The sequence below is a fragment of the Cryobacterium sp. PAMC25264 genome, from assembly GCF_019443325.1.
GTDB lineage: Bacteria > Actinomycetota > Actinomycetes > Actinomycetales > Microbacteriaceae > Cryobacterium.
The window spans coordinates 762,102-784,708 of sequence record NZ_CP080383.1 but is presented as its reverse complement, the minus strand read 5'-3'; the positions used below and the strand labels follow the sequence as shown (position 1 = coordinate 784,708).

Below are 22,607 nucleotides of genomic sequence, written 5' to 3'. Positions count from 1 at the left end.
CAGTTCGCGGAGGGGGACGGGCGGGTTAGGCCAGGTGCAGGGTGCCGTCGAAGACGAGTTCGGCGGGACCGGAGAGCGAGACGTGCTCGCCGTCCTCGGTGGGGAACATGCGTACGCCCAAGACACCGCCGGGGACCTCGACACGCCACTGGTTGGGGCGCCGGCGCCGGCCCAGTGCCGGGTGGCCAGCGCGGCCGCGACGGCGCCGGTTCCGCAGGAGAGGGTTTCCCCGCTGCCGCGTTCGTGCACGCGCATCCGGATGCGGCCCACTCCGTCGACCACGAGCGGGTCGTGCGGCAGGACGAACTCCACGTTGGCACCGTCGGCGGGTTCGGGGTCGAGCTGCGGAATGAAGGTGAGGTCGGCGCTCTCGAGCTCGTCGGCATCGGCGAGAGCCACGACGACGTGCGGGTTGCCCACGTTGATGCCGAGGCCCGGCCGGGCCACCGCAAGGTTCTTGGCCCGCACGAGGGTCTCCCCCGGCTCCAGCCGCCAGCGGCCCAGGTCCACCTGGTACCCCGTGGCGTTGCGCTGCAGGTCGCGCACTCCGCTGCGCGTGCCGATGGGCAGGGTCTCCCCCGGTCCCAGTTCGACGAGGCCCTGCTCGAGCAGGAAGCGGGTGTAGACGCGGATGCCGTTGCCGCACATCTCCGACACGGTGCCGTCCGCGTTCCAGTAGTCCATGAACCACTCGGCGGTGTCGTCCTCGGCCAGCGCCGCGGCGCCTGCCTCGAGGTTGGCCGAGCGCACGGCACGGATGATGCCGTCGGCTCCCACACCGAAACGGCGATCGCAGATGCCCTGGATCTGCTCCGGGGTGAGGTCGAGGGTTCCGTCCGGATCCGCGATGAGCACGAAGTCGTTGCCGGTGCCGTGCCCCTTGGTGAAGTGGAGATCGATGCTCATCTGATCAGTTTAGGGACTCGGGCGCATCGATCCGTCGGCCATCGGTCTGCCGAAAGCCGGCAGTGGTGAGTGGGCGCCGTCAGAGCGCGGACAGATACCGGGCGGCCTGGTCGACCCTGTCGGTGTCGTCGGCGTCGATCCAGTGCGTGTGCGGGTCGCGTTTGAACCAGCTCACCTGCCGGCGGGCGTAGCGCCGGGTGAGCTGCTGGGTCGCTTCGATCGCCTCGGCCTGCGAAAGCGTTCCGCGAACCTGGCCGAGCGCCTGTGCGTAGCCGATCGCGCGGCTGGCCGTGACACCGCCCTCCAGCCCCGCAGGGATCAGCCCCTGCACCTCGTCGACGAGGCCGGCCGCCCACATCCGGTCCACTCGGGCATCCAACCGCGGGGTGAGCACCTCGCGCTCCAGGCGCAGGCCGAGCGTCACGGCGGGCATCCAGTAGACGGGGTCGCCCGGCAGCACGGCCACGTGCGGTGCGCCGGTGAGTTCGACGACCTCGAGGGCCCGCACGAGTCGGCGGCCGTTGCTGGCGCCGATGCGCAGGGCGGAGGCCGGGTCGACGGTTTTCAGCCGGTCGTAGAGCAGGCCAGGACCCTGCTCGGTCAGCTCGGCCTCGAGCCGGGCACGAAGCACGGGGTCGGTGCCGGGGAATTGGAAGTCGTAGACGACGGAGGAGACGTAGAGGCCGGATCCGCCGACCAGGATCGGAACGGCGCCACGCTCGACGATGTCGGTGATCGCGGCCCTGGCCTCGACCTGGTACCGGGCGACGGTGGCTTCGTCGGTCACCTCGAGCACGTCGAGCAGGTGATGCGGCACCCCACGGCGTTCGGCGACCGGCACCTTGGCGGTGCCGATGTCCATGCCGCGGTACAGCTGCATGGCGTCGGCGTTGACGATCTCGGCCGGCCGGCCGGCCGTGATCAATCGTTCGGCCAGGTCCAGGGACAGCTCGGATTTGCCGGTCCCTGTCGGCCCGACGATGACAACGAGCACCGGGTTCTAGCGTTCCTGGTCGTCGACGGGGTAGATCGGGATGGTCGTGGCGCCGCCGTGCTGGTTGAGGTTGGTGAGGTTCAGCGCGGCCGGGCCACCCACTCGCAGGGTCGGCAGGCCCAGCGAGACTGCGCTGCCGGTCGAGCCGGCCGTGGTGGGCACACCGCAGGACTCCGCCTGCTCGCGGTCCCAGGCATCCCCGGCGATGGTGCGGCGGATGCGGAGCGGCGCGCCGTCGAGGGAGTCCGCGATGAGGTGGAACGGCGCGGCCTGCGTGACCGTGACGGTGACCATGTCGCCGGGTCGGGGCAGTTCGGAGCCGGCGGGCACATCGAAGTGCACCAGGCGGCTGTCGGGCGCCCGCCCGCTCAGCCGGTGGGTGTCGGAGTCCTTGCGGCCCTCACCGTTGGCGACGAGCAGTTCGACCTCCCGGCCGACCACTTTGGTGTTTTCCTCCCAGGAGATGCGTTCCTGCAGGGCGATCAGGCGCTCGTAGCGGTCCTGCACCACGGCCTTGGGCACTTGGTCGGCCATGGTGGCCGCGGGGGTGCCCGGGCGGATCGAGTACTGGAAGGTGAAGGCGGTGGCGAACCGGGATTCTTCGACGACGCGCATGGTCTCGAGGAAGTCCTCCTCGGTTTCGCCGGGGAAGCCGACGATGATGTCGGTGCTGATCGCGGCGTCGGGCATCTGGGCGCGCACGCGCTCGAGGATGCCGAGGAACTTGGTGGAGCGGTAGGAGCGGCGCATGGCCTTGAGCACCCGGTCGGAGCCGGACTGCAGCGGCATGTGCAACTGCGGCATCACTGCGGGGGTGTCGGCCATGGCGTCGATGACGTCGTCGGTGAACGCGGCGGGGTGTGGGCTGGTGAAGCGGATGCGCTCCAGCCCCTGGATCTGGCCGGCCGCACGCAGCAGCTTGCCGAAGGCCAACCGGTCGCCGAACTCGACGCCGTAGGAGTTCACGTTCTGTCCGAGCAGGGTTACCTCGATGGCGCCGTCGTCGACGAGTGCCTGGATCTCGGCGAGGATCTCGCCGGGGCGGCGGTCCTTCTCCTTGCCGCGGAGGGCCGGGACGATGCAGAAGGTGCAGGTGTTGTTGCAGCCGACCGAGATGGACACCCAGCCGCTGTAGCTGGAGTCGCGCTTGGTGGGCAGGGTGGACGGGAAGGTCTCCAGGGACTCAAGGATCTCGAGCTGCGCCTCACCGTTGTGCCGGGCGCGTTCGAGCAGGCTGGGCAGCGACCCCATGTTGTGGGTTCCGAACACCACGTCGACCCAGGGGGCCTTGGCCAGGATGGTGGCCTTGTCTTTCTGGGCCAGGCAGCCGCCCACGGCGATCTGCATGCCCGCGTGCTTGCGCTTGACCGAGGCGAGGTAGCCGAGGTTGCCGTAGAGCTTGTTGTCGGCGTTCTCCCGCACGGCACACGTGTTGATCACCACGATGTCGGCCTCGGCGCCAGCCGCGGACACGTACCCGGCGGCCTCGAGCGAGCCGCTCAGCCGTTCGGAGTCATGCACGTTCATCTGGCAGCCGAAGGTGCGCACCTCGTAGGTGCGGGCCCGGCCGGCGTCGTCCCTCGCCGCCGCCGACGGAGCGATGACTGTCGTCGTGTGCGGCGACGGGTCGAGGGACGACGGGGTGGCCAGGGATGGTGCGGTGACGCTGCTCATAGTTCCCTCAGCTTACGCTTGCGCGCGGCCGGCCGGATCAGCGGAAGCGCACCGTGGAGGCCCGGCCGGAACCGCGCCGGGACGCCAGGGCGGCCTTGACGGCGTCGCGCACGACGGACGAGGCGTAGCCCTTGCGCATCAGGAAGCCGGTGAGCCTCCGGTCGATGGTGGCGTCGTCGAAGCGGTCCAGCTGCGTCACGCGCTTGAGCGCGAGCTCCGTGGCACGTTCCGCCTCGTCGTCGGGCATCTCTTCGAGCTTCTCGGCGATCAGCTCAGCGCCCAACCCACGCTGGCGCATTTCGGCCGAGACGCCGCTGCGGCCCAACCCCTTGCGCTCGTGGTGGCTGTGCATGATCTGGTCGGCGAGCTTCTCGTCGTCGAGGTAGTGCAGTTCGGTGAACCGCTCCAGCATCTCCTGCACGGCCTCTTCGTCGATGTCGGTGGAGCGCAGCAGCTTCTCCGCTTCGACGACCGACAGGGACCGTCCGCGCAGCCGCTGCAGAAGCAGCTTCTCGGCATGGTCGCGCTCGTCCGCCGCATCGTCCGCGGCAGCATCCGCCTGATCGGTGGGGCTGGCACCCGGCAGGTAGGTCACCGGGGCCAGGCCGCCACGATCGGCAGCGCGGCCCGCGGACCGCTCAGGTGAGGCCTCGAAGTGCACCATGGTGGCTAGGCGCCCTTCCGCGCGCCGGCCTTGGGAGCGATCGAGGCGACCTTGGCACCGTCGGTGCCGGTGGCCAGGCCGCTGGCCGCGGCTTCGGCGGCCGCTGCGGCGGTGGCAGCGTCGTCGGTGGCCTTCTTGGCAGCCTTGCCCTCGGCGCCCACACCGAGCTTGTTGAGGATCTTGGTCTCGATCTCGTTGGCCATATCGGGGTTGCGCAGCAGGAAGTTGCGCGAGTTCTCCTTGCCCTGGCCGAGCTGGTCGCCGTCGTAGGTGTACCAGGCGCCGGACTTCTTGACGATGCCCTGATCGACACCGAAGTCGATCAGGCTGCCCTCGCGGGAGATGCCGACACCGTAGATGATGTCGAATTCGGCCTGCTTGAACGGCGGCGCCATCTTGTTCTTGACGACCTTGACCCTCGTGCGGTTACCGACCGCCTCTGTGCCGTCCTTGAGGGTCTCGATGCGACGGATGTCCAGACGTACGGAGGCGTAGAACTTCAGCGCCTTTCCACCCGCGGTGGTCTCCGGGCTGCCGAACATCACGCCGATCTTCTCGCGCAGCTGGTTGATGAAGATCATGGTGGTGTTGGTCTGGCTGAGGCCACCGGTGAGCTTGCGGAGGGCCTGCGACATCAGGCGGGCCTGGAGACCCACGTGAGAGTCGCCCATCTCGCCCTCGATCTCGGCGCGGGGCACCAGCGCGGCCACGGAGTCGATCACGATGAGGTCGATCGAGCCGCTTCGCACGAGCATGTCGGCGATCTCGAGCGCCTGCTCACCGGTGTCGGGCTGGGAGACCAGGAGGGCGTCGATGTCGACGCCGAGCTTCTTGGCGTATTCCGGGTCGAGGGCGTGCTCTGCGTCGATGAACGCGGCGATGCCGCCGTTCTTCTGCGCGTTGGCGATGGCGTGCAGGGTGAGGGTGGTCTTACCCGAGGACTCCGGACCGTAGATCTCCACGATGCGGCCACGGGGCAGCCCGCCTATGCCGAGGGCGACGTCCAGTGCGATCGACCCGGTGGAGATGGTCTCGACGGGTGCGCGCTCGTCGCTGCCGAGGCGCATGACCGAGCCCTTGCCGAACTGGCGGTCAATCTGGGCGAGGGCGGTGTCGAGTGCCTTCTCGCGGTCTGCTGCTGATGCCATGGTGTGCTCCTTTGGGTCGTGCGCGTGGCGCCTATAGGCTGTCGTTTCGCTCACCGGGAGGAACCCGGTGACCGTCCTCGACAAGGCAGGTGCGCAGGTCGTTGACGAGCCCGACTGTACGCGGCGCCTCCGACACTGGCCGGTCGACACCGCGACGGTGGATAACCCGTCCTCGACTTCTACTGTGGAGGAGCCTACCAATAACCGAACAGGTATTCGACGCTCGTGGGGCGTGTCGGATACCCGGTGTTCGAATCCCTGGCGCTACCGCCCGGCCGCCCGACGAAACGACGAACGGCCCGGGTGGAGGTCCGGGCCGTTCGATGTTCATGATGTCGCTGCCGTGGGTGGGTGCCGCTGCCGGAGGCAGTGCGCCGAGTAGGTCAGCTACGGGCCGGCGGCAGGCCGGCACCGTGGCGCCGGGCGGGCGGCACATCGGTTTCGTCGCAAAGAGCCAACCAGACGTCCCGGGCTGGAACACCGCCCGCGAGGGCCTGGTCGGCCGTGCGGCCGAGCGGACCGAGCACCAGGTCCCTCGTGAGGACCCGGCCGTAGCTCTCGCCGAACTCGTCTTTCAGGGCTTGGCGGAATTCGCTCAATCGCATAGCGCGCTCTGCTGTTCTGGGTTAATACGCTCTGGGTGGGTCAACCGATGGTGGCCGATTCAGCGCACCATCATGCTGGCGTCGAACTTGGCAACCAGCTCGTCGGGCACGGTGTCGGGGAACCTGTCGATTCCTTCGATCACGGCCAAACGGTCGCCGACTTCGCGCATGATGACTGAGATCGGGGTCTCCAACGCCTCTGCGACGGAGGCCAGGATCTCAGATGAGGCTTCCTTCTGACCGCGCTCCACTTCGGACAGGTAGCCGAGGGCCACACTGGCCTTGCTCGCAACCTGACGCAGCGTGCGCCCCTTCTGCAGGCGGAAGTCCCTGAGCACATCGCCGATTTCCTGACGAACAAGAATCATCGGAACCTCCTTCTTCGTGCTGTCTGAACTGCTGGGGCCCACTCAACCGGTCAGTTTCGTGTGGCGGATGGCCAACAGTACCTTATCCATCCGACACCTCGAGATTACCGAGGATGACTGGACTTTTCTTGTGAATATGTGTTCTGTAACCCACCGGTAACACGAACTATTCCGTGAATTCCAGCTTTCCAGATTCCATCAGCTGACACACAGCTTCAAGTGCGCGATACACGGCCTGCGCGCGGATCTGGGCCCGGTCTCCGGTGAGGTGGAGCGGTATGGCCCGCACCTTATCCCCGATTGCGATTCCCAGAAAGACCGTGCCGACCGGTCGGCCATCCTGTTCGTCGGGGCCGGCGACCCCCGTGGTGGCCAGCCCGACGTCGGCCGCACGACCGTCGACCGCCAGCGCGGCCCTCACACCGGTGGCCATCTGCCGGGCGACCTCGGGGTGCACAGCCCCCTCTCCGGCCAGCAGCTCGTCGTCCACGCCCAGCAGGGTGTGCTTGAGGGCGGTCCGGTAGGCGACGACTCCCCCGAGCACGACGGCGGATGCGCCGGGGATACGCACAAGCTCGGCCACGAGCAGCCCGCCGGTGAGAGACTCCGCGACTGCGATGGTGAGCTGTCGAGAGGTGAGGAGGGCGACCAGCGCGGCCGCGGCATCCGTCTGCACGGACTCGGCGAACCCGGCAACCTCGGCGTCACCGGTGGGTTCGGTCCGCGCGGACGACTCGGGCACAGGCGGCATGGGCGCTCAGGCCTGGGTCGAGGACTTGGGCTGCCGGTTCTCCCGGCGGGCGGCAACCAGGTACTCGACGCCGGTGTAGACGGTGAGGACCACGGCGATGGTCATGGCGACGCCGTTGACCCAGTGGATCCAGTCACCGAAGACCAGCCACAATGGCAGCAGGGCCAGAGAGATGGCCACGGATTGCATGATGGTCTTGAGCTTGCCGCCCCGGGAGGCGGGGATGACCCGGTCGCTGAGCATCACGAAGCGGAAGACCGTGATGCCGATCTCGCGCACGAGGATGATCACGGTGACCCACCAGGGCAACTCGGCGAGGATCGAGAGGCCGATCAGGGCCGCGCCCGTGAGGATCTTGTCGGCGATCGGGTCGAGCAGCTTGCCCAGGTCGGTGACGAGGTTGTACCGGCGGGCGATGGCGCCGTCCACGCCGTCGGTGGCGATTGCCACGATGAAGAGCACGGCGGCCCACCAGCGCAGGGCCCCGTCCGCGCCGTTGTCGGCCAGCAGCATCCAGAAGAACACGGGTGCCAGCAGGATGCGCACGATGGTGATGAGGTTGGGCAGGTTCCAGTTGCTTCCACCGGTGGTGTTCGCCATGATCAGTCCCTGTCGGTGAGTTGCCAGGCGTCCTCGTCCGAGTCGCCTTCTTCCTCAGCGTACCCTTCACTCATCTTCGCCACCGGGTCGTCGGCGTAGCGAGGGTCGGGCTCGGGCTGTTCGTGCGCCTGCGCTCGCTGGGACTCCTCGAACTGGGTGCGGGCGGTGGCGGCGTGGTGCTCGGCATCCGACCCGCGCAGCTTGGCCAGCACGGCCGGCAACTGTTCGGCCGTGACGAGCACGTCACGGGCCTTCGAGCCCTCGGACGGGCCGACGATCTCCCGGGACTCGAGCAGATCCATCAGGCGGCCGGCCTTGGCGAAGCCCACCCGGAGCTTCCGCTGCAGCATGGAGGTGGAGCCGAACTGGGTGGAAACGACGAGTTCCGCGGCGGCGAGCAGCACCTCGAGGTCATCGCCGATGTCGGAGTCGATCTCCTTGCGGGGCGCTTCGGCCGAGACATCGGGCCGGTAGTCGGGCCGGGCCTGCTGGGTGACGTGCTTGACGACCTTCTCGATCTCGGCTTCGTTGACCCAGGCGCCCTGCACTCGCAGGGCCTTGGAGGCGCCCATCGGCAGGAACAGGGCGTCGCCCTGGCCGATCAGCTTGTCAGCGCCGGGCTGGTCGAGGATGACCCGTGAGTCGGTGACGCTCGTGACGGCGAACGCCAGTCGGGAGGGCACGTTGGCCTTGATCAGGCCCGTGACGACGTCGACGCTGGGGCGCTGGGTGGCCAGCACCAGGTGGATGCCGGAGGCTCGGGCCAGCTGGGTGATGCGCACGATGGAGTCTTCGACGTCGCGCGGGGCCACCATCATGAGGTCGGCGAGCTCGTCGACCACCACGAGCAGGTACGGGTAGGGCTTGAGCTTGCGGGCACTGCCGGCCGGCAGCACGATCTCGTTGTTGACCACGGCCTTGTTGAAGTCGTCGATGTGTCGGAAGCCGAAGCTGGCCAGGTCGTCGTAGCGCATGTCCATCTCCTTCACGACCCACTGCAGCGCTTCGGCGGCCTTTTTGGGGTTCGTGATGATGGGCGTGATCAGGTGCGGGACGCCGGCATAGGCGGCCAGTTCGACGCGCTTGGGGTCGATGAGCACCATGCGCACGTCGCTGGGCTTGGCCCGCATGAGCAGGCTGGTGATCATCGAGTTGACGAAGCTGGACTTGCCCGAGCCCGTGGAGCCGGCCACGAGCAGGTGGGGCATCTTGGCGAGGTTGGCGATGACGAACCCGCCGCCGACGTCCTTGCCCACACCGATGGTCATCGGGTGGGTGCTGTTGGTGGCGGTCGTGGAGCGCAGCACGTCGCCGAGGGTGACGATCTCGCGGTCGGTGTTGGGGATCTCGATGCCGATGGCGCTCTTGCCCGGGATGGGCGAGAGGATGCGCACCTCGTTGGAGGCGACGGCGTAGGACAGGTTCTTGCTCAGCGCCGTGACGCGTTCGACCTTGACGCCCGGGCCGAGCTCGATCTCGTACTGGGTGACCGTGGGTCCGCGGGAGAACCCGGTGACGCGGGCATCCACCGAGAACTGGCTGAGCACCTCGGTGATGGACTTGACGATTTCGTCGTTGGCGGCCGAGCGGGCCTTGGCCGGCGGGCCGGCGGTGAGTGTCGTGGCGGACGGTAGAACGTAGGGCAGCGCCGGCTGTTCGCCGAATTCGTAGTCGTCGACGCTGCGGTCCACGGCGGTGGCGGCCTGGTCGAGCTCGTCCAGGGCCGGGATCACCTCGGTGAGGCCAGCGGGGTCGTCCGAGGCCAGGCCGGTGGCGCGTGGGAGCACATCGACCTCGCCGGTGTAACGCTTGATGGCTTCCTCGGCCTTGAGCAGGTCTTCAAGCACCTCGGTGCCGTAGTGATCCTGGTGCACGGGTTCCCGCGGGGACTCCAGGGCACTGTCGAAGCCACCCTTGGCCGCATCCGCGCCGTGGTTGAGCAGAGTGCTGAGAGGGTCGGCGGCCGGCGGGGCGGGGTCGTCGGAGTCGGTCGACATGGCGCTGGAGAAGTCGGGGTCTTCCTCCCGCTTGCTGGTGTTGCGTCGCCACCAGGGCAGAGCGGCATCGTCGGTCTCGTCGTCGTTCTCGGCCTCGAGGCCGTCGAGTTCGATCTGCTTGGTCTTGAGGGCCTGGATGCGCTCGTGGCGCGCCTCCTTGGCGGCCGCACGTTCCTCGGGGGCCGGCAGCGGGGCGCCGAAGAGCCAGGCGTAGAGCTCACGGCTGCGTTCGCCGATCTTGTTCGGCGGGGTCTTGGTGATGATGAAGAGGCTGAGGATCAGCAGCAGGATGACGACGATGGCCGCCCCGATCGTGGTGATCAGGAAGATCAGCGGTGCTGCGATCATCCAGCCGATGACACCGCCGGACAGGGCGAGCACCTCCACACCCTGACTGGGTGTCGGCTGGCCGCCGAAGATGTGGCACAGGCCGGACACCGTGACCAGCAGCAGAGACAGGCCGATGCCGATGCGACCGTTGTCGTGCACCGAACTCGGGTTGCGGAACAGCCAGATCGAGAAGAGCATCAGGATCACCGGCAGGGCGAAGGCGACCCGGCCGAACAGGCCGCCGAAGGTCCAGGCGTCCAGGGTCTGTGCCACCGGGTCGTTGATCAGGAACCACTCGATCACCGCTCCGGCGATGGCGAGGAGAACGAGGAAGAAGGGCAGGCCGTCGCGGCGCTCCTCCTTGGAGAGCTGCTCGGGGCCCAGAGCGCGTGCGGCGCCGCCGGCTACGTGGGCCAGGCCCATCCACATGCGAACGAAGACACTCGGTTTGGTTTCCGTCGGAGCGAACTTGACGGTCTTCTGGGTCGCGGTGCTTCCGGCCTGACCGCGCGGGGTCGTTCCGGTGCCGCGCGCAGGGGTGCTGCGGGCACGCCCGGTCGACTTAGTGCTCGTAGCCATGTGTTCCACGGTACCGCCGAGAGCCGACATCGGTGTGAGCCCACGCCCACTTTCCTGGGCGTGAGCGCTCCCCGACCCCGCGAACGATCAATAGCGGATAGCGTCGATGACCTTGACCCGCACCGCCACGAGAGCCGGCAGTAGACCGGCCAGCGCACCGACCACGGTGGCACAGGCCAGGCCCAGCAGGGCAGCCTCCACCGGGAACGGCGGGAAGTCGGTCACGGAACCCTGGGCGATGAACCCCTGGACGACCGGGTTGGTGACGATGAGCACGGCGCCGATCACGCCCACCACCCCGGCCACGAGCGTGGCCACGATGCTCTCCATCATGACGGCGAAGAACACCCGGCCCGCGGTGGCGCCGAAGCTGCGGCGCACGCCGATCTCCCGGATGCGCTGTTTCAGGGTGACCAGGGCGATGTTGACCAGACCGAGGGCACCGAGCAGCAGCACCAGGACCGCCACTCCCCCGACCAGCAGCTTGATCGACGCGAAGGGGTCGTCACCGTAGGCCGCGTAGTCCTGCCGGTTGACCGACACCTGGGTGCCGGCGCCGAGAGCTCCGGTCAGGTCCCGCTGCACCGCGGACATGATCTCGTCGCTGGCCGCCGGCGGCACCCACAACTCGTAGTTCGGGTTGAGGGTGCCCGATGCGATCTCCTCCGGCGAGGACATCGCCGTGAGCGTGTCCATCAGCAGGTACATGGCCGGCTCGGTCTCCCACGTCGACACCGGGTACACCCCGGTGATGACCGCCGTGGTCGGCGTGGCACCGAGCAGGGTGGTGGTCGGATGCGTCGCCAGGTCCGGTCGACCTATGCGGTCGTAGAAGACCTCGTTGACGAGCACCGCCGGCGCGAGACGTTCGGCGTCATCGGGCGAGAACCATCCGCCCTCGGACAGCTTCACGCGGTGCATGGTGCCATAGGGCTGGTCGACGCCGATGGCCTGCGCGGCCACGGCGCCATCCGTGAACTGCACGGTCTTGGTGGAGTACACCACCCGGCTGGCGTAGTCGATACCGTAGCGCTCGAGTTCGGTGGTCCACAGTTCCTGCATGACGTCGGCGTCGATCGGCGTGCCGTCGGCGGACGAGACGTACAGCGACAGGGTGGCCGAGCGGCCGGCGCTGCGTTCGTTCTGTTCCACGATGGCCTGCTGGGCGACAGCCCCCAGGCCGACGACGGTGGTGATAGCGCACACGGCCACGGCCACGCCGATGAGCGAGAGCATCACGCGGGTCTTGTGGATACGCAGTTCCTGCCACGCCTCGACGAACGAGCCGACCACGTTGCTGATCAGGCGGTTCATGCTGAGACCACCTCGAGGGCGTCTCCGGCGGATGTCGCAGGACCGGTGACGGCCGCCGGCTCCAGCGCGCCGACAGTGGTGAGGATGCCGTGGTCCAGGCGCAGGTGCCGGGTCGCCAGTGCGGCGATGGCGGGGTCGTGGGTGATGGTGATCAGGGCGGCGCCGGAGCCCGTGGCGACCTCGTCGAGCAGCGCCATCACGTCGGCGCCGGTTTCGAGGTCGAGCGCTCCGGTGGGTTCGTCAGCCAGGATCAGGCGTGGGCCGCGCACAAGGGACCGGGCGATGGCCACCCGCTGCTGTTCACCGCCGGAGAGCCTGTCGGGCATGGCGCCCAGCCGATGGCCGAGGCCCACTCGCTCCAGCATCTCGGTGGCGATGCGGGCGCGCTGCCAGAACTGCTTGCCCTGTGCGTAGAGCAGCGGGGTCATCACGTTCTCGAGCGCGGTGCGACCCTGCAGCAGGTTGAACTGCTGGAAGATGAAGCCCACGTCGCGCCCGCGGACCCGGTCGCGTTCGGCGGACGAGAACGATCGCACGGGCCGGCCGTCGAACTCGAGGTCACCCGAGGTGGGGTTGTCGAGCAGGCCGAGCAGGTTGAGCAGGGTGGACTTGCCTGAGCCGCTGCGGCCGACGATAGAGACCCGGTCCCCCACCGCCACGTCGAGGTCCACGCCGGACAGGATCGTCAGCGGCGGAGCGTCGATCAACTGGACGGTACGGGTGACTCCGGCCAGGTGCAGCAGAGTCAATGGAGAGTCATTCCCGTGTCGGCGCAGATCTCGCCGGGGTTCGAGCAGTCCGACGGGGCCACGGCCCCGGGCACGAACTGGTTGATCAGGTCGCCCTCGGCGAGCCCGGAGACGACCTCGACCGAGGTGCCGTCGTTCATGCCCAGGGTCACCGGGCGTTCCTCGGTGCTGCCGTCGGGCAGTGCGAACCAGACGACGCCGGTTTCGGCGGAGCCCTTCACAGCGGTCGTCGGCACGACGAGCACGTTCTCGACCTTGCCGCCGGCGATGGTGATCTGGGCCGCCAGCCCCGGGAACACCGTGACCTCGGCGGGGATGGCGCAGCTCACGGTGGTGCCGGAGGCACCGGTCGTGCCGGTGGACGTGCCGGCACCTGGGGTGCCGCCGGTTCCGCCGGTTCCGCCGGCATCCGCCCCGGCGAGCGGGGTGCTGATGCGCAGGCCCGAGCAGGTGAACGGGGCCGGCCCGTTGGTGATGGCGATGGAGGCCTCGGTGGGCTGGGTGACCAGCCGGTACTGCTGCTCCGGGCTGAGCGAACCGCTCACGGAGTAGGTGGGCGGGGCCACCTGGCCGGTGATGTCGCCGATCGCGACGGCCTGGCCGTGGATGACGGTGAGCGCGCTGAGCACGCCGTCCGCGGGCGCGAAGACCTTCTCATAGGTGATCGCGGGCTTGGGCTGGTTGATGGTGACGAGCCCGGTGGCGGCATCCGTCGTCTCGACCGGGTCGCGCACGGTCTCGACCTTGATGTCGTAGATCTTGTCGCCCGCGGTGACGGTCTGCCCGGCGGTGAAGAAGATCTCGTCGACGGTGCCGATGGCCACGGCCTTCACCGGAACGGCGGCGTCGGCCGCCACGGTGCCTGGCAGGGTCACATCATTGGTGATGGTGCCCAGGGCCACCGGAACCTGCGGTTCGACGATCTGGCCGGTCGGCTGCGCCGGGTCGAGGGCCTCGGCGGTGTCGGCGAAGAACGCCAGCTTCACCAGGGCCACGGCGATGGCCGCAATCACCAGGAGTCGGAGGATCGGAAAGACCCATTTGCGCATCACATTCACTGATTCCCCCATACCTGGTCGCACCTCAACGGTGTCGGCTGGCTCGAGCCTAGGGGAAACGCCTGCCCGGCCGATGGGCTTACGGCCAATATCCTCCTGGAGGATGACATCCGTTTACTGGGGGTGTAGCCGGGCTCAAAACGCCGTCAACCCCGGCGCCGAGGCGGCCGGGGGTTGGCGGATGGTGCGGTGTGGCGGGTGTTACGCCTCGATGATCATGGGAACGATCATGGGGCGACGGCGGAACGACGCCTGCACCCAACGGCCGACCGTGCGGCGCACGACCTGCGTGAGCGCGTAGGTGTCGTGGCTGCCGCTCTGGGCGGCTTCGGCCAGCGCGGCCTCGATCTTGGGTCGCACGGAGTCGAAAACCGAATCGTCTTCGGCGAAGCCCTTGGCGTGGATCTCCGGACCGGTGATGATCTTGCCGGTGGACTTGTCGACCACGACGATGATCGAGATGAAGCCCTCTTCGGCCAGGGTGCGGCGGTCGGTGAGGTCGGCTTCGGTGATCTCGCCCACGGTGGAACCGTCGACGTAGACGTAGCCGAGGTCGAGCTGGCCGACCTTGGTGACCTTGCCGTTGCGGAGGTCGAGCACGGTGCCGTCTTCGGCGAGGATCGCGTTCTCGACGGGCACCCCGCTCTGCACGGCGAGCTTGGCATTGGCCACCAGGTGGCGGTACTCGCCGTGCACGGGCAGCACGTTCTTGGGTCGCAGCACGTTGTACACGTAGAGCAGTTCGCCGGCGGCAGCGTGTCCGGAGACGTGCACCTTGGCGTTGCCCTTGTGCACGACGTTGGCGCCGAGCTTGGTGAGGCCGTCGATGATGCGGTAGACCGCGTTCTCGTTGCCGGGGATCAGGCTGGAGGCCAGGATGACGGTGTCGCCGGGGCCGACCTCGATCTGGTGCTCGTTGTTGACGATGCGGCTGAGCACAGCCATCGGCTCACCCTGCGAACCGGTGGACATGTAGACGATCTTGTTGTCCGGGATGTTCCCGGCCTTCTTGAAGTCGATGAGCACACCATCGGGCACCTTGAGGTAGCCGAGGTCGGCGGCGATGGTCATGTTGCGCACCATCGAGCGGCCCAGGAGCGCCACACGGCGTCCGTTGGCGTGGGCGGCGTCGAGCACCTGCTGCACGCGGTGCACGTGGCTGGAGAAGCTGGCGATGACCACCCGGCGCGGGGCGCGGGCGATGACGTCTTCGAGCACCGGGCCGATGGCGCGCTCGCTCGGGGTGAACCCGGGAACGTCGGCGTTGGTGGAGTCGACGAGGAACAGGTCGATTCCTTCGACGCCGAGGCGGGCGAAGTCGCGCAGGTCGGTGATGCGGTTGTCCAGCGGCAGCTGGTCCATCTTGAAGTCACCGGTGTGCAGCACGCTGCCGCCCTCGGTCTTGATGGCCACGGCGAGGGCGTCGGGGATGGAGTGGTTGACCGCGACGAACTCGAGGTTGAACGGGCCGAGACGCTCCTTCTGGCCCTCCTTCACCTGCAGGGTGTAGGGGGTGATGCGGTGTTCCTTGAGCTTGGCCTCGATGAACGCCAGCGTCAGGCCGGAGCCGATCAGCGGGATGTCCTGGCGGAGCTTCAGCAGGTACGGGACGGCGCCGATGTGGTCTTCGTGGCCGTGCGTGAGCACGACACCGACGATGTCCTTGAGGCGGTCCTTGATCGGGGTGAAGTCCGGCAGGATCAGGTCGACGCCGGGCTGGTGCTCTTCGGGGAACAGCACGCCGCAGTCGACGATCAGGATCTTGCCGTTGATTTCGAAGGTGGTCATGTTCCGGCCGATTTCGCCGAGTCCGCCGATGGGCGTGACGCGGAGAGTCCCCTTGGGGAGCGCGGGCGGTGCGTATACGTCGTTGGGCATAAGCCCTCCTATATGTGGAGTTGGTGGTACTGGAGTTTGTGGTGCGTTGGTGTTTCTTTTAGCGTGTGGTTCCGGCGACCTTGGGCAGCGCACCACCGGCGGCGGCGTTGCGGTCCGGACGGAAGTTGGTGAAGTCGACGCCCGGGATGTTGCGGACCAGGTCGATCTCGTCTTCGATCATGGCGGCCTCGGATTCCTCCGGGCCGACGAGGGGCAGGCGCACGCGGGGGCTGCCGATGCGGCCCAGCCCGTGCAGGATGTACTTGGCCGCGACCGTGCCGGGCACGTGCGTCATCACAGCGCGCACGAGCGGTTCGAGCTGCTGGTGCGCCAGAGTGGCGGCCTTGAGATCGCCGGCATTGACCGCATCCACCATCTGGCGGTACGGGGTGGCGGCGATGTTCGCGGTGACGCCGATCAGGCCGGTGGCGCCGATCGACAGGTGCGGCAGCACGTTGGGGTCGTCGCCGGAGAAGTAGAGCAGGTCGGTTTGGTTGAGCACCCGGCTGACCTGGGCGAGGTCGCCCTTGGCGTCTTTCACGGCGAGGATGTTGGGGTGCTTCGCGGCGCGCAGGATCGTCTCGTAGGTGATCGGGATGCCCGTGCGGCCGGGAATGTCGTACAGGATGACCGGCAGGTCGGTGGCATCCGCGATCATGCGGAAGTGCGTGAGCACGCCGGCCTGGGTGGGCTTGTTGTAGTACGGCGTGACGATCATGTTGCCGTCGGCACCGGCCTTCTCGCTCTGCTTGGCGAGCTGCATAGCGTGCGCGGTCTCGTTCGAGCCGCCGCCGGTGATGATCTTGGCGCGGCCGGAGGCGACATCCTTGCCCACCTCGACGAGCCGGATCTTCTCCGGGTCGGTGAGGGTGGAGGTCTCCCCGGTGGTTCCGGTGACCACGATGCCGTCTGCTCCCGCGGTGATGACGTCGTCGATGTGCTTCTCGACGCCGGCCCAGTCGACCTCTCCGTCTGCGGTGAACGGAGTCACCAGGGCGACAAGGACCTGCCCGAAAGGGTTGAAAGGAGTAGACACGTTTTACAGGTTATCGTCTAGCGCGCCCTCTCGCGCCGCCCCGGGTCCTCCTGCGCGCGTTAAAAGCCTGGCGGAGGGTGCCGGCCGACGTCGTACGACGTCGCGGAAGACCTGCGGAGCGGCGCCGTAATCTGCCGTCACACGAGCGACCGGGCGCAGGGCGCGGCGTAATCTCGCCTGCATGACCCCGGCCGCCGCTCTGATTGTGTTGCTGCTGCTGGTCGCACTGTCGACCGGGTTGGGCCTGCTCTGGCGGCACCGGCAGGGCACCGTGTCGGTGGCGGCACGAGGCGTTCCGGCGACGGCACCGTCACTGCGGCCGAGCTGGGCCTGACCAGAGCGGATGCCCGACTGAGTTCGGCCGGCATGCGACGTTGTTGCAGTTCTCCACCGAGTTCTGCTCCCGCTGCCCGGGCACGAGCGTGCTGCTCGCCCAGGTGGCTGCCGGCCGCCCCGGTGTGAACCACGTCGACGTGGATCTGACCCACCGGGCCGACCTGGCCCGACGGTTCAACATCCTGCAGACGCCCACCACCCTGGTACTGGATGCGGCCGGCACCGTGCGTGCCCGGGTGGGCGGGGTGCCCGACCGGGCCGCGCTGCACGCCCGGCTCGATGACCTCGCCCGCACCGACGGAGGGCGCACCGGGGCAGGCCCGAGTCCGCTCGGTTCCGCCCGACGCTCGTAACGCGGCCCGGTGCCCGTGCCGCCTGCAGTGCCCGCTCCCACCCGACGCGTCACCGCGTCGCCACCCGTACAGCCTGCTCCGCTCGACGCTTGGAGTTCCCGATGACCCCGTCCGACGCCCCCACCTCCCCCCGGCCCGCTGCACGGTCCGGCATCGACCCACGCGGCCCCCGGTTCGGTGCGGCGATCACCGCCGTGGTGCTGCTGGCGGTGATCTTTCTGGCGCTGGTCGGCGCATCCGGCCCCGCCCTCGCCCTGCTCGGCCTACAGACGGCCGTCTTTGCCTGGGGCGCCTTCGCCGGCGTGGCCCGGCACCCCTACGGGCTGGTCTACAGGGCGCTGCTGCGCCCGCGGCTCGGGGCGCCGGCCGCCCTCGAAGACCCGACGCCGCCCACATTCGCCCAGGGGGTGGGCCTACTGGTCGCCGTCGTCGGCGTCACTCTGGGCCTGGCCGGGGTTCCCGCGGGCGTTCCGATCGCCGCGGCCGCAGCGTTCGTCGCTGCGTTCCTCAATGCGGTGTTCGACTACTGCCTGGGCTGCCAGCTCTACCTCCTGCTGGTGCGCGCCCGCCTCCTCGGGCGGTCACCGGCGACCTCCTGAGTCGGCTGAACCGTCGACGGTCCCGGTTCTCGTCGACCTGAGCGTTCCCTGGAGTTTTCCCGCCCGATTCCCTGGGAACGGCCCAGGTGCCGTGAGTAGGCTGGTGATCCACTTCCAGGAGGTAACACCATGGCCCTGACCAGCGAAGCAACCACCGTATGGACCGGCGACCTGATGACCGGATCAGGCACCGTCACGCTCGATTCCTCCCACGCCGGATCGTTCCCGGTGAACTGGAAGGCGCGCGCGGAGGGCACGGCGAACACCACCAACCCCGAGGAGCTGCTCGGCGCCGCTCACGCGGCCTGCTACTCGATGGCCCTGTCCAACATCCTCGCCACCGCCGGCCACCCGCCCACCAACATCCAGACCACCGCTGCGGTCACCTTCGTTCCGGGCACCGGCGTGACGGGCAGTCACCTGCTTGTGAGCGCGAACGTGCCCGGGGTCACCGAAGCCGAGTTCGAGGCCTTCGCGCAGGACGCCAAGGTAAATTGCCCGATTTCGCAGGCGCTCGCGGGAATCGCGATCACCATCGAAGCCGAGCTGGCCTAATCGGGCCGGGGTAGACCTCATGCGCGTTCTCATCTCCGGGGCCTCCGGGCTCATCGGCACCGAACTGTCCCGCCAGCTGGAGGCCGCCGGTCACACCGTGCTGCGACTCGTGCGCCGTCCCACCCGCAGCAGTTCGGAATTCCGCTGGGATCCGGCGACGCTGACCCTGGACCCCACCGTGCTCGACGACGTCGACGCCGTGGTCAACCTGTCCGGCGCCTCGATCGGGCGGCTGCCCTGGACTCCGTCCTACAAGCGCGAGATCGTCGAATCCCGCGTGCAGGCCACTCGCACCCTCACCGACGCGATGCGGCGCAGCAGCGCGCCGCCCGCGGTGCTGGTGAACGCGTCCGCCGTGGGCGTCTACGGCAACCGGCCCGGCGAGGAACTCACCGAGGACTCCGCGCCGGGGACCGATTTTCTCGCCACCGTGGTGACGACGTGGGAAGAGGAAGCCAACCTCGCGCCGGCGGTCACCCGCGTGGTTCTCGCCCGCACCGGGCTGGTGCTGGCGAAGGGCGGCGCGCTCAAGCCGCTCATGCCGATCGTGCGGCTGGGCCTGGGTGGGCCCCTGGGCCGCGGCACCCAGAACTGGCCGTGGGTGAGTCTGCACGACGAAGCCGCCGCCATCGTGCACCTGCTGGGCTCCGAGCTCAGCGGACCGGTCAACATCACCGGCCCCACGGCGGCCACCGCGAACGACATCATCCGGGCCGTGGCTACAGCGCTGCGCCGGCCGTTCTTCATCCCCGTGCCCGAGAAGGTGCTGACCCTGGCGCTGCAGGATGCGGCCCGCCAGCTCCTGCTCGCCGACCAGCGGGTGAGTTCGGCCAAGCTGCAGGCCGACGGGTTCCGCTTCACCCACCAGACCGCGGCCGAGGCCGTGACCTGGATGCTGCGCTGACCCCGGCCGCGGCCGGGCCTCGTCGGGCCCGGCTCGAGCGGCCTGAGCAGGAGGGGCGCGGGGCCACGGCCGCCGCCCCTTCTGGCTCGAGCTCGTGCGAGTCGCGCGGGTCACGCGCCACTTCGCCCTTCCTCCCCGTCACACTCGGGCCACGCGCGGGCCCCGCGCCACTTCGCGTCCGGCACGCCACCCGCGCAGCGGCGCCTGCCCCGCGCAGCCCCATCACCCGCCGCACCCCTGCGCGTCGCGCGGGTCACACGCCGCTCCGCGGGACCTCCCCGTCACACTCGGGCCACGCGCGGGCCCCGCGCCACTTCGCCCCCGGCACGCCACCCGCGCAGAGGCGCCTGCCCCGCGCATCCCCATCCCCCGCCGCACCCCTGCGCGTCGCGCGGGTCACACGCCGCTCCGCGGGACCTCCCCGTCACACTCGGGCCACGCGCGGGCCCCGCGCCACTTCGCGTCCGGCACGCCACCCGCGCAGCGGCGCCTGCCCCGCGCATCCCCATCCCCCGCCGCACCCCTGCGCGTCGCGCGGGTCACACGCCGCTCCGCGGGACCTCCCCGTCACACTCGGGTCACGCGCGGGCCCCGCGCCACTTCGCCCCCGGCACCCGGGCCTCCAACGGGCGCTCCTCCCCAGGGCACTCAGCGCCGGACTTGTCACCCAGTGCAGGCGACAGCAGGGACCGTGGGCCGGCCGGATGCATCCTCGCCCTATGACGGAACCTCACGACGAACTATCCTTACCGCCCGAGATCTTGCTCGCCGCCGACTTCCGACGTGCCTTCGGCGCCGACCTCCGACTTCGTCGGAGCGCCGAACGTGGTCAACTGCACCGCATCGGCTGGGGTCGATACTGCCGCGCAGCAACATGGGCCGCCCTGAACCGCGACCAGCGTTACGCGCTCGTGGTGCGGGCAGCGGCCCTCGCCCGAGCAGAGCAACTGCCGCTGTCGCATCACTCGGCCGCCGTGCTCTGGCAACTCCCCTTGTTGGTGGCTTGGCCGACCGAAGTGCACTTCCTGCAGGCCAGGGCCAGTGGAGGTCGATCGGATCCCGGCATCCGAAAACACGCCGTGGGCTTCGATGAGGCGGATGTGGTTGTGCGGGACGGAGTGCTCGTCACGTCGGTGGCGCGAACCGTGATCGACCTCGCCACGGTGGTTGACCTCAGGTCGGCGGTAGCCGCAGCCGACCGGGCGCTGGCATGGGACCGCTCTGGTCGTGTCCCGCCCCTGACGGACCGCCAGACCCTCCTGGACACGTGGCACCGAATGTTGCCGTTTCGCGGATCTGTCCGAGCACGCACCGTGATCGACTTCGCTACGCCGCTATCTGGTTCGCCGGGCGAGTCGGGAAGCCGGGTGAGTATTGCGTTGGCAGGCTTTCCGGAACCCGAGCTCCAGCATCCGTTCGTGATCAACGGCCGCACGGTCTTCAGCGACTTCTTCTTTCCGCGCGAGCAGGGTGTTGGCGAGAGCGACGGGCGGGTCAAATATTTCGACCCCGTGATGCGTGATGGTCGTACGGCGGAACAGGTGGTGTACGACGAGAAGGTGCGCGAGGACATGATCCGCCTGCAAGTACGTGGCTTCGTTCGATGGGATCATGCCACGGGGATGAGCGTGCCCCGGATGACCGATCGGCTGGCGAACCTGGGGTTGATCCCTGGGCATCCCCGTCTGTTCGACCGATGAGCCAGGAGCCCCATCCGAAACGCTTCGCGGGTCAGGCGCCGGTACGCGGCGGGCGCGCCACCGGCGAAACGGCGCGTTGCCCGCGGAACTCCGCACCTAGCGCGGAGACGAGCCCGAGCGCGGGTGAGGCGCCGTTCCGCGGGAACTCGCCCGGGCGGTACCGCACGCGAGGCGCGGAGCGGGAAGGGGGATGCGGCCTCGGGAGCAACCGCTTAGGCGGCGGACTTCTCCAGGGACATCGCGGTGCGGAGCGCTGCTCGGGCGCGGCGCCGGTCGCCGGAGGCGTCGTAGGCCAGACCGAGTCGGAACCAGGCACGCCAGTCCTTGGGCGCTGCATCCACAGCCTCACGGTACTGCGGGAACTGGGCGTCGGCGGCCTCACGGTAGGGGCGGCCGCTCGGCCGGCTGGGCAGGTCGTTGACCGGGAGTTCTCCCTCAGCCTCCAGCTGCTTGACCAGACGTTCGCAACGGGCGCCGAAGAGGATCTCGCGCAGCAGGGCCCACGCGCCGATGATGGGCAGCACGATCAGGGCCACGCCGATGAGGATGCCGACGGGGTCGCCGCTCTGGATGAACAGCACGGCGCGCCAGCCGACCAGCACCAGGTAGAAGACCAGCAGCGCGGCCATCACGACAACAGCGATGCGTCCCTTCATTCGCCGGGCTCCATCTCGGCCTCTTCCGGCCCGGCCGGCGGGACGGCGGCAGCCGCGGGTTCGTCGGCCGCCGGGCCGGACAGGCCCAGGTCGATGAGTTGGTCGAGTCCCACGGTCACGCCCACGCACTCGCGGGTGGCGGCCAGGGCCACCATGATGCCGCGCTCGTAGGCTTCGGCGGAGAGCGTGTTGTGCGTGATCGTGAGGGACTCGCCCGACCCGCCGAAAATGACGTCCTGGCGGGCCAGCACCCCGGCCATGCGCAGGCTGTGCACGGGCACCGTGGCGATCTGCTGCCCCCGGGCACGCTGATCGATGTGCGGCGCGGCGACGGGCACCAGGCCGGCGCGGGCTGCGGCCATGAGCTCCGCAGTGCGCACGGCGGTTCCCGACGGGGAGTCGATCTTGCTGGACTGGTGCGCCTCGACGATCTCGATGGAGTCGAAGAACCGCGCGGCGAGGGCCGACAGGGCCGTGCCCAGCACCGAGCCGAGGGAGAAGTTGGGGATGATGACGACACCCACCGTGTCGCGACCTGTGATGCGGTGGCGTAGCGAGTCGATCCGGGACTGGGACCAGCCTGACGTGCCCACGAGCACCCGGATGCCGTTGTCCAGCGCGTAGTCGACGATGCCCTGGCTGACCGCCGGCACGGTGAGGTCGATCGCCACATCGGCGCCGAGCATCTCGGAGAGGGCGCTGGAGGAGTCGAGCCGGGCGATCAGCTCGTAGTCGGAATCGTTGTCGACCAGGTCGCAGACCAGGCGCCCCATCTTGCCCGTTGCGCCGATGACGGCCACCCGTGTTGTCATGCTGCCAATCTACCAAGCGCGGGCGTTGCCACCGGCGCGAC

General features: G+C 68.9%; 22 protein-coding genes and 1 pseudogene. 6 read left to right on the top strand and 17 right to left on the bottom strand.

Features of this window, described 5'->3' with window-relative positions; genetic code table 11:
- Window positions 1–25: 25 nt before the first annotated feature.
- From dapF to dapA, 15 genes and pseudogenes are all read right to left on the bottom strand, one after another.
- Window positions 26–906 (bottom strand): annotated as a pseudogene (gene dapF, locus KY500_RS03570) (diaminopimelate epimerase).
- A 79-nt stretch (window positions 907–985) separates the two neighbouring features.
- Complete coding sequence (gene miaA / locus KY500_RS03565; protein WP_219902365.1) at window positions 986–1,900, bottom strand: tRNA (adenosine(37)-N6)-dimethylallyltransferase MiaA; 915 nt, start codon at window positions 1,898–1,900, stop codon at window positions 986–988.
- Window positions 1,901–1,906: 6 nt separating this feature from the next.
- The gene (gene miaB, locus KY500_RS03560) at window positions 1,907–3,574 is read right to left on the bottom strand and encodes a tRNA (N6-isopentenyl adenosine(37)-C2)-methylthiotransferase MiaB (protein WP_219902364.1); all 1,668 of its coding nucleotides are present in this window, start codon (window positions 3,572–3,574) and stop codon (window positions 1,907–1,909) included.
- Between the two features lie 37 nt (window positions 3,575–3,611).
- On the bottom strand, window positions 3,612–4,238 hold the full coding sequence (locus KY500_RS03555; RefSeq protein WP_219902363.1) for a regulatory protein RecX: 627 nt from the start codon (window positions 4,236–4,238) through the stop codon (window positions 3,612–3,614).
- A gap of 5 nt (window positions 4,239–4,243) precedes the next feature.
- A complete protein-coding gene (gene recA / locus KY500_RS03550) occupies window positions 4,244–5,386 on the bottom strand; it encodes a recombinase RecA (protein ID WP_066594360.1) in 1,143 nt (380 codons plus the stop codon).
- A 383-nt stretch (window positions 5,387–5,769) separates the two neighbouring features.
- Window positions 5,770–5,991, bottom strand: a complete 222-nt coding sequence (locus tag KY500_RS03545; protein ID WP_066594358.1) for a DUF3046 domain-containing protein — start codon at window positions 5,989–5,991, stop codon at window positions 5,770–5,772.
- Window positions 5,992–6,050: 59 nt separating this feature from the next.
- The gene (locus tag KY500_RS03540; RefSeq protein WP_066594354.1) at window positions 6,051–6,359 is read right to left on the bottom strand and encodes a helix-turn-helix domain-containing protein; all 309 of its coding nucleotides are present in this window, start codon (window positions 6,357–6,359) and stop codon (window positions 6,051–6,053) included.
- A gap of 166 nt (window positions 6,360–6,525) precedes the next feature.
- Complete coding sequence (locus tag KY500_RS03535; protein ID WP_255579912.1) at window positions 6,526–7,035, bottom strand: CinA family protein; 510 nt, start codon at window positions 7,033–7,035, stop codon at window positions 6,526–6,528.
- 81 nt (window positions 7,036–7,116) lie between these two features.
- Window positions 7,117–7,710, bottom strand: coding sequence for a CDP-diacylglycerol--glycerol-3-phosphate 3-phosphatidyltransferase (gene pgsA / locus KY500_RS03530; protein ID WP_219902361.1), 594 nt, complete (start codon window positions 7,708–7,710; stop codon window positions 7,117–7,119).
- 2 nt (window positions 7,711–7,712) lie between these two features.
- Window positions 7,713–10,616, bottom strand: a complete 2,904-nt coding sequence (locus KY500_RS03525; protein ID WP_219902360.1) for a DNA translocase FtsK — start codon at window positions 10,614–10,616, stop codon at window positions 7,713–7,715.
- Window positions 10,617–10,703: 87 nt separating this feature from the next.
- The gene (locus KY500_RS03520; protein WP_219902359.1) at window positions 10,704–11,930 is read right to left on the bottom strand and encodes an ABC transporter permease; all 1,227 of its coding nucleotides are present in this window, start codon (window positions 11,928–11,930) and stop codon (window positions 10,704–10,706) included.
- Complete coding sequence (locus KY500_RS03515) at window positions 11,927–12,679, bottom strand: ABC transporter ATP-binding protein (protein WP_219902358.1); 753 nt, start codon at window positions 12,677–12,679, stop codon at window positions 11,927–11,929. The genes KY500_RS03520 and KY500_RS03515 overlap by 4 nt, the downstream gene beginning before the upstream one ends.
- Window positions 12,676–13,749, bottom strand: coding sequence for an efflux RND transporter periplasmic adaptor subunit (locus KY500_RS03510; RefSeq protein WP_219902357.1), 1,074 nt, complete (start codon window positions 13,747–13,749; stop codon window positions 12,676–12,678). The genes KY500_RS03515 and KY500_RS03510 overlap by 4 nt, the downstream gene beginning before the upstream one ends.
- 189 nt (window positions 13,750–13,938) lie before the next feature.
- The gene (locus KY500_RS03505; RefSeq protein ID WP_120337529.1) at window positions 13,939–15,615 is read right to left on the bottom strand and encodes a ribonuclease J; all 1,677 of its coding nucleotides are present in this window, start codon (window positions 15,613–15,615) and stop codon (window positions 13,939–13,941) included.
- A gap of 58 nt (window positions 15,616–15,673) precedes the next feature.
- Window positions 15,674–16,651: a 4-hydroxy-tetrahydrodipicolinate synthase gene (dapA, locus tag KY500_RS03500; protein WP_120337530.1), complete on the bottom strand. Its 978-nt coding sequence runs from the start codon at window positions 16,649–16,651 to the stop codon at window positions 15,674–15,676.
- A 181-nt stretch (window positions 16,652–16,832) separates the two neighbouring features.
- Here dapA and KY500_RS03495 point away from each other — a divergent pair, with 181 nt between their 5' ends.
- The 6 genes from KY500_RS03495 to KY500_RS03470 all read left to right on the top strand — a co-directional run bounded on the left by KY500_RS03495 (window position 16,833) and on the right by KY500_RS03470 (window position 21,098).
- Entirely contained in the window at window positions 16,833–16,985 is a 153-nt protein-coding gene (locus KY500_RS03495; protein ID WP_219902356.1) for a hypothetical protein, read from the top strand.
- 43 nt (window positions 16,986–17,028) lie between these two features.
- Window positions 17,029–17,340 (top strand): thioredoxin family protein, encoded by a 312-nt coding sequence (locus tag KY500_RS03490; protein ID WP_219902355.1) that lies wholly within the window; start codon window positions 17,029–17,031, stop codon window positions 17,338–17,340.
- A 101-nt stretch (window positions 17,341–17,441) separates the two neighbouring features.
- Window positions 17,442–17,939: a DUF4395 domain-containing protein gene (locus KY500_RS03485; RefSeq protein ID WP_219902354.1), complete on the top strand. Its 498-nt coding sequence runs from the start codon at window positions 17,442–17,444 to the stop codon at window positions 17,937–17,939.
- A 129-nt stretch (window positions 17,940–18,068) separates the two neighbouring features.
- Entirely contained in the window at window positions 18,069–18,494 is a 426-nt protein-coding gene (locus KY500_RS03480) for an OsmC family peroxiredoxin (protein ID WP_219902353.1), read from the top strand.
- Window positions 18,495–18,513: 19 nt separating this feature from the next.
- A complete protein-coding gene (locus KY500_RS03475; RefSeq protein ID WP_219902352.1) occupies window positions 18,514–19,398 on the top strand; it encodes a TIGR01777 family oxidoreductase in 885 nt (294 codons plus the stop codon).
- A gap of 719 nt (window positions 19,399–20,117) precedes the next feature.
- On the top strand, window positions 20,118–21,098 hold the full coding sequence (locus KY500_RS03470; RefSeq protein ID WP_219902351.1) for a hypothetical protein: 981 nt from the start codon (window positions 20,118–20,120) through the stop codon (window positions 21,096–21,098).
- Between the two features lie 212 nt (window positions 21,099–21,310).
- On the opposite strand, the gene KY500_RS03465 is transcribed toward KY500_RS03470, so the two are convergent.
- Both KY500_RS03465 and dapB read right to left on the bottom strand, forming a co-directional pair.
- Window positions 21,311–21,754 (bottom strand): hypothetical protein, encoded by a 444-nt coding sequence (locus KY500_RS03465; protein WP_219902350.1) that lies wholly within the window; start codon window positions 21,752–21,754, stop codon window positions 21,311–21,313.
- On the bottom strand, window positions 21,751–22,566 hold the full coding sequence (dapB, locus tag KY500_RS03460; RefSeq protein WP_219902349.1) for a 4-hydroxy-tetrahydrodipicolinate reductase: 816 nt from the start codon (window positions 22,564–22,566) through the stop codon (window positions 21,751–21,753). The genes KY500_RS03465 and dapB overlap by 4 nt, the downstream gene beginning before the upstream one ends.
- Between the last annotated feature and the right edge of the window lie 41 nt (window positions 22,567–22,607).

Excerpts from the sequence above, each read along its gene's own strand:
- KY500_RS03545 (WP_066594358.1), bottom strand. The coding sequence starts at position 5,991 with ATGCGATTGAGCGAATTCCGCCAAGCCCTGAAAGACGAGTTCGGCGAG.
- miaB (WP_219902364.1), bottom strand. The coding sequence starts at position 3,574 with ATGAGCAGCGTCACCGCACCATCCCTGGCCACCCCGTCGTCCCTCGAC.
- KY500_RS03465 (WP_219902350.1), bottom strand. The coding sequence starts at position 21,754 with ATGAAGGGACGCATCGCTGTTGTCGTGATGGCCGCGCTGCTGGTCTTC.
- recA (WP_066594360.1), bottom strand. The coding sequence starts at position 5,386 with ATGGCATCAGCAGCAGACCGCGAGAAGGCACTCGACACCGCCCTCGCC.
- KY500_RS03555 (WP_219902363.1), bottom strand. The coding sequence starts at position 4,238 with ATGGTGCACTTCGAGGCCTCACCTGAGCGGTCCGCGGGCCGCGCTGCC.
- KY500_RS03525 (WP_219902360.1), bottom strand. The coding sequence starts at position 10,616 with ATGGCTACGAGCACTAAGTCGACCGGGCGTGCCCGCAGCACCCCTGCG.
- KY500_RS03520 (WP_219902359.1), bottom strand. The coding sequence starts at position 11,930 with ATGAACCGCCTGATCAGCAACGTGGTCGGCTCGTTCGTCGAGGCGTGG.
- KY500_RS03495 (WP_219902356.1), top strand. The coding sequence starts at position 16,833 with ATGACCCCGGCCGCCGCTCTGATTGTGTTGCTGCTGCTGGTCGCACTG.
- pgsA (WP_219902361.1), bottom strand. The coding sequence starts at position 7,710 with ATGGCGAACACCACCGGTGGAAGCAACTGGAACCTGCCCAACCTCATC.
- KY500_RS03480 (WP_219902353.1), top strand. The coding sequence starts at position 18,069 with ATGGCCCTGACCAGCGAAGCAACCACCGTATGGACCGGCGACCTGATG.
- KY500_RS03505 (WP_120337529.1), bottom strand. The coding sequence starts at position 15,615 with ATGCCCAACGACGTATACGCACCGCCCGCGCTCCCCAAGGGGACTCTC.
- KY500_RS03470 (WP_219902351.1), top strand. The coding sequence starts at position 20,118 with ATGACGGAACCTCACGACGAACTATCCTTACCGCCCGAGATCTTGCTC.
- KY500_RS03510 (WP_219902357.1), bottom strand. The coding sequence starts at position 13,749 with ATGGGGGAATCAGTGAATGTGATGCGCAAATGGGTCTTTCCGATCCTC.
- KY500_RS03475 (WP_219902352.1), top strand. The coding sequence starts at position 18,514 with ATGCGCGTTCTCATCTCCGGGGCCTCCGGGCTCATCGGCACCGAACTG.
- KY500_RS03540 (WP_066594354.1), bottom strand. The coding sequence starts at position 6,359 with ATGATTCTTGTTCGTCAGGAAATCGGCGATGTGCTCAGGGACTTCCGC.
- dapB (WP_219902349.1), bottom strand. The coding sequence starts at position 22,566 with ATGACAACACGGGTGGCCGTCATCGGCGCAACGGGCAAGATGGGGCGC.
- KY500_RS03485 (WP_219902354.1), top strand. The coding sequence starts at position 17,442 with ATGACCCCGTCCGACGCCCCCACCTCCCCCCGGCCCGCTGCACGGTCC.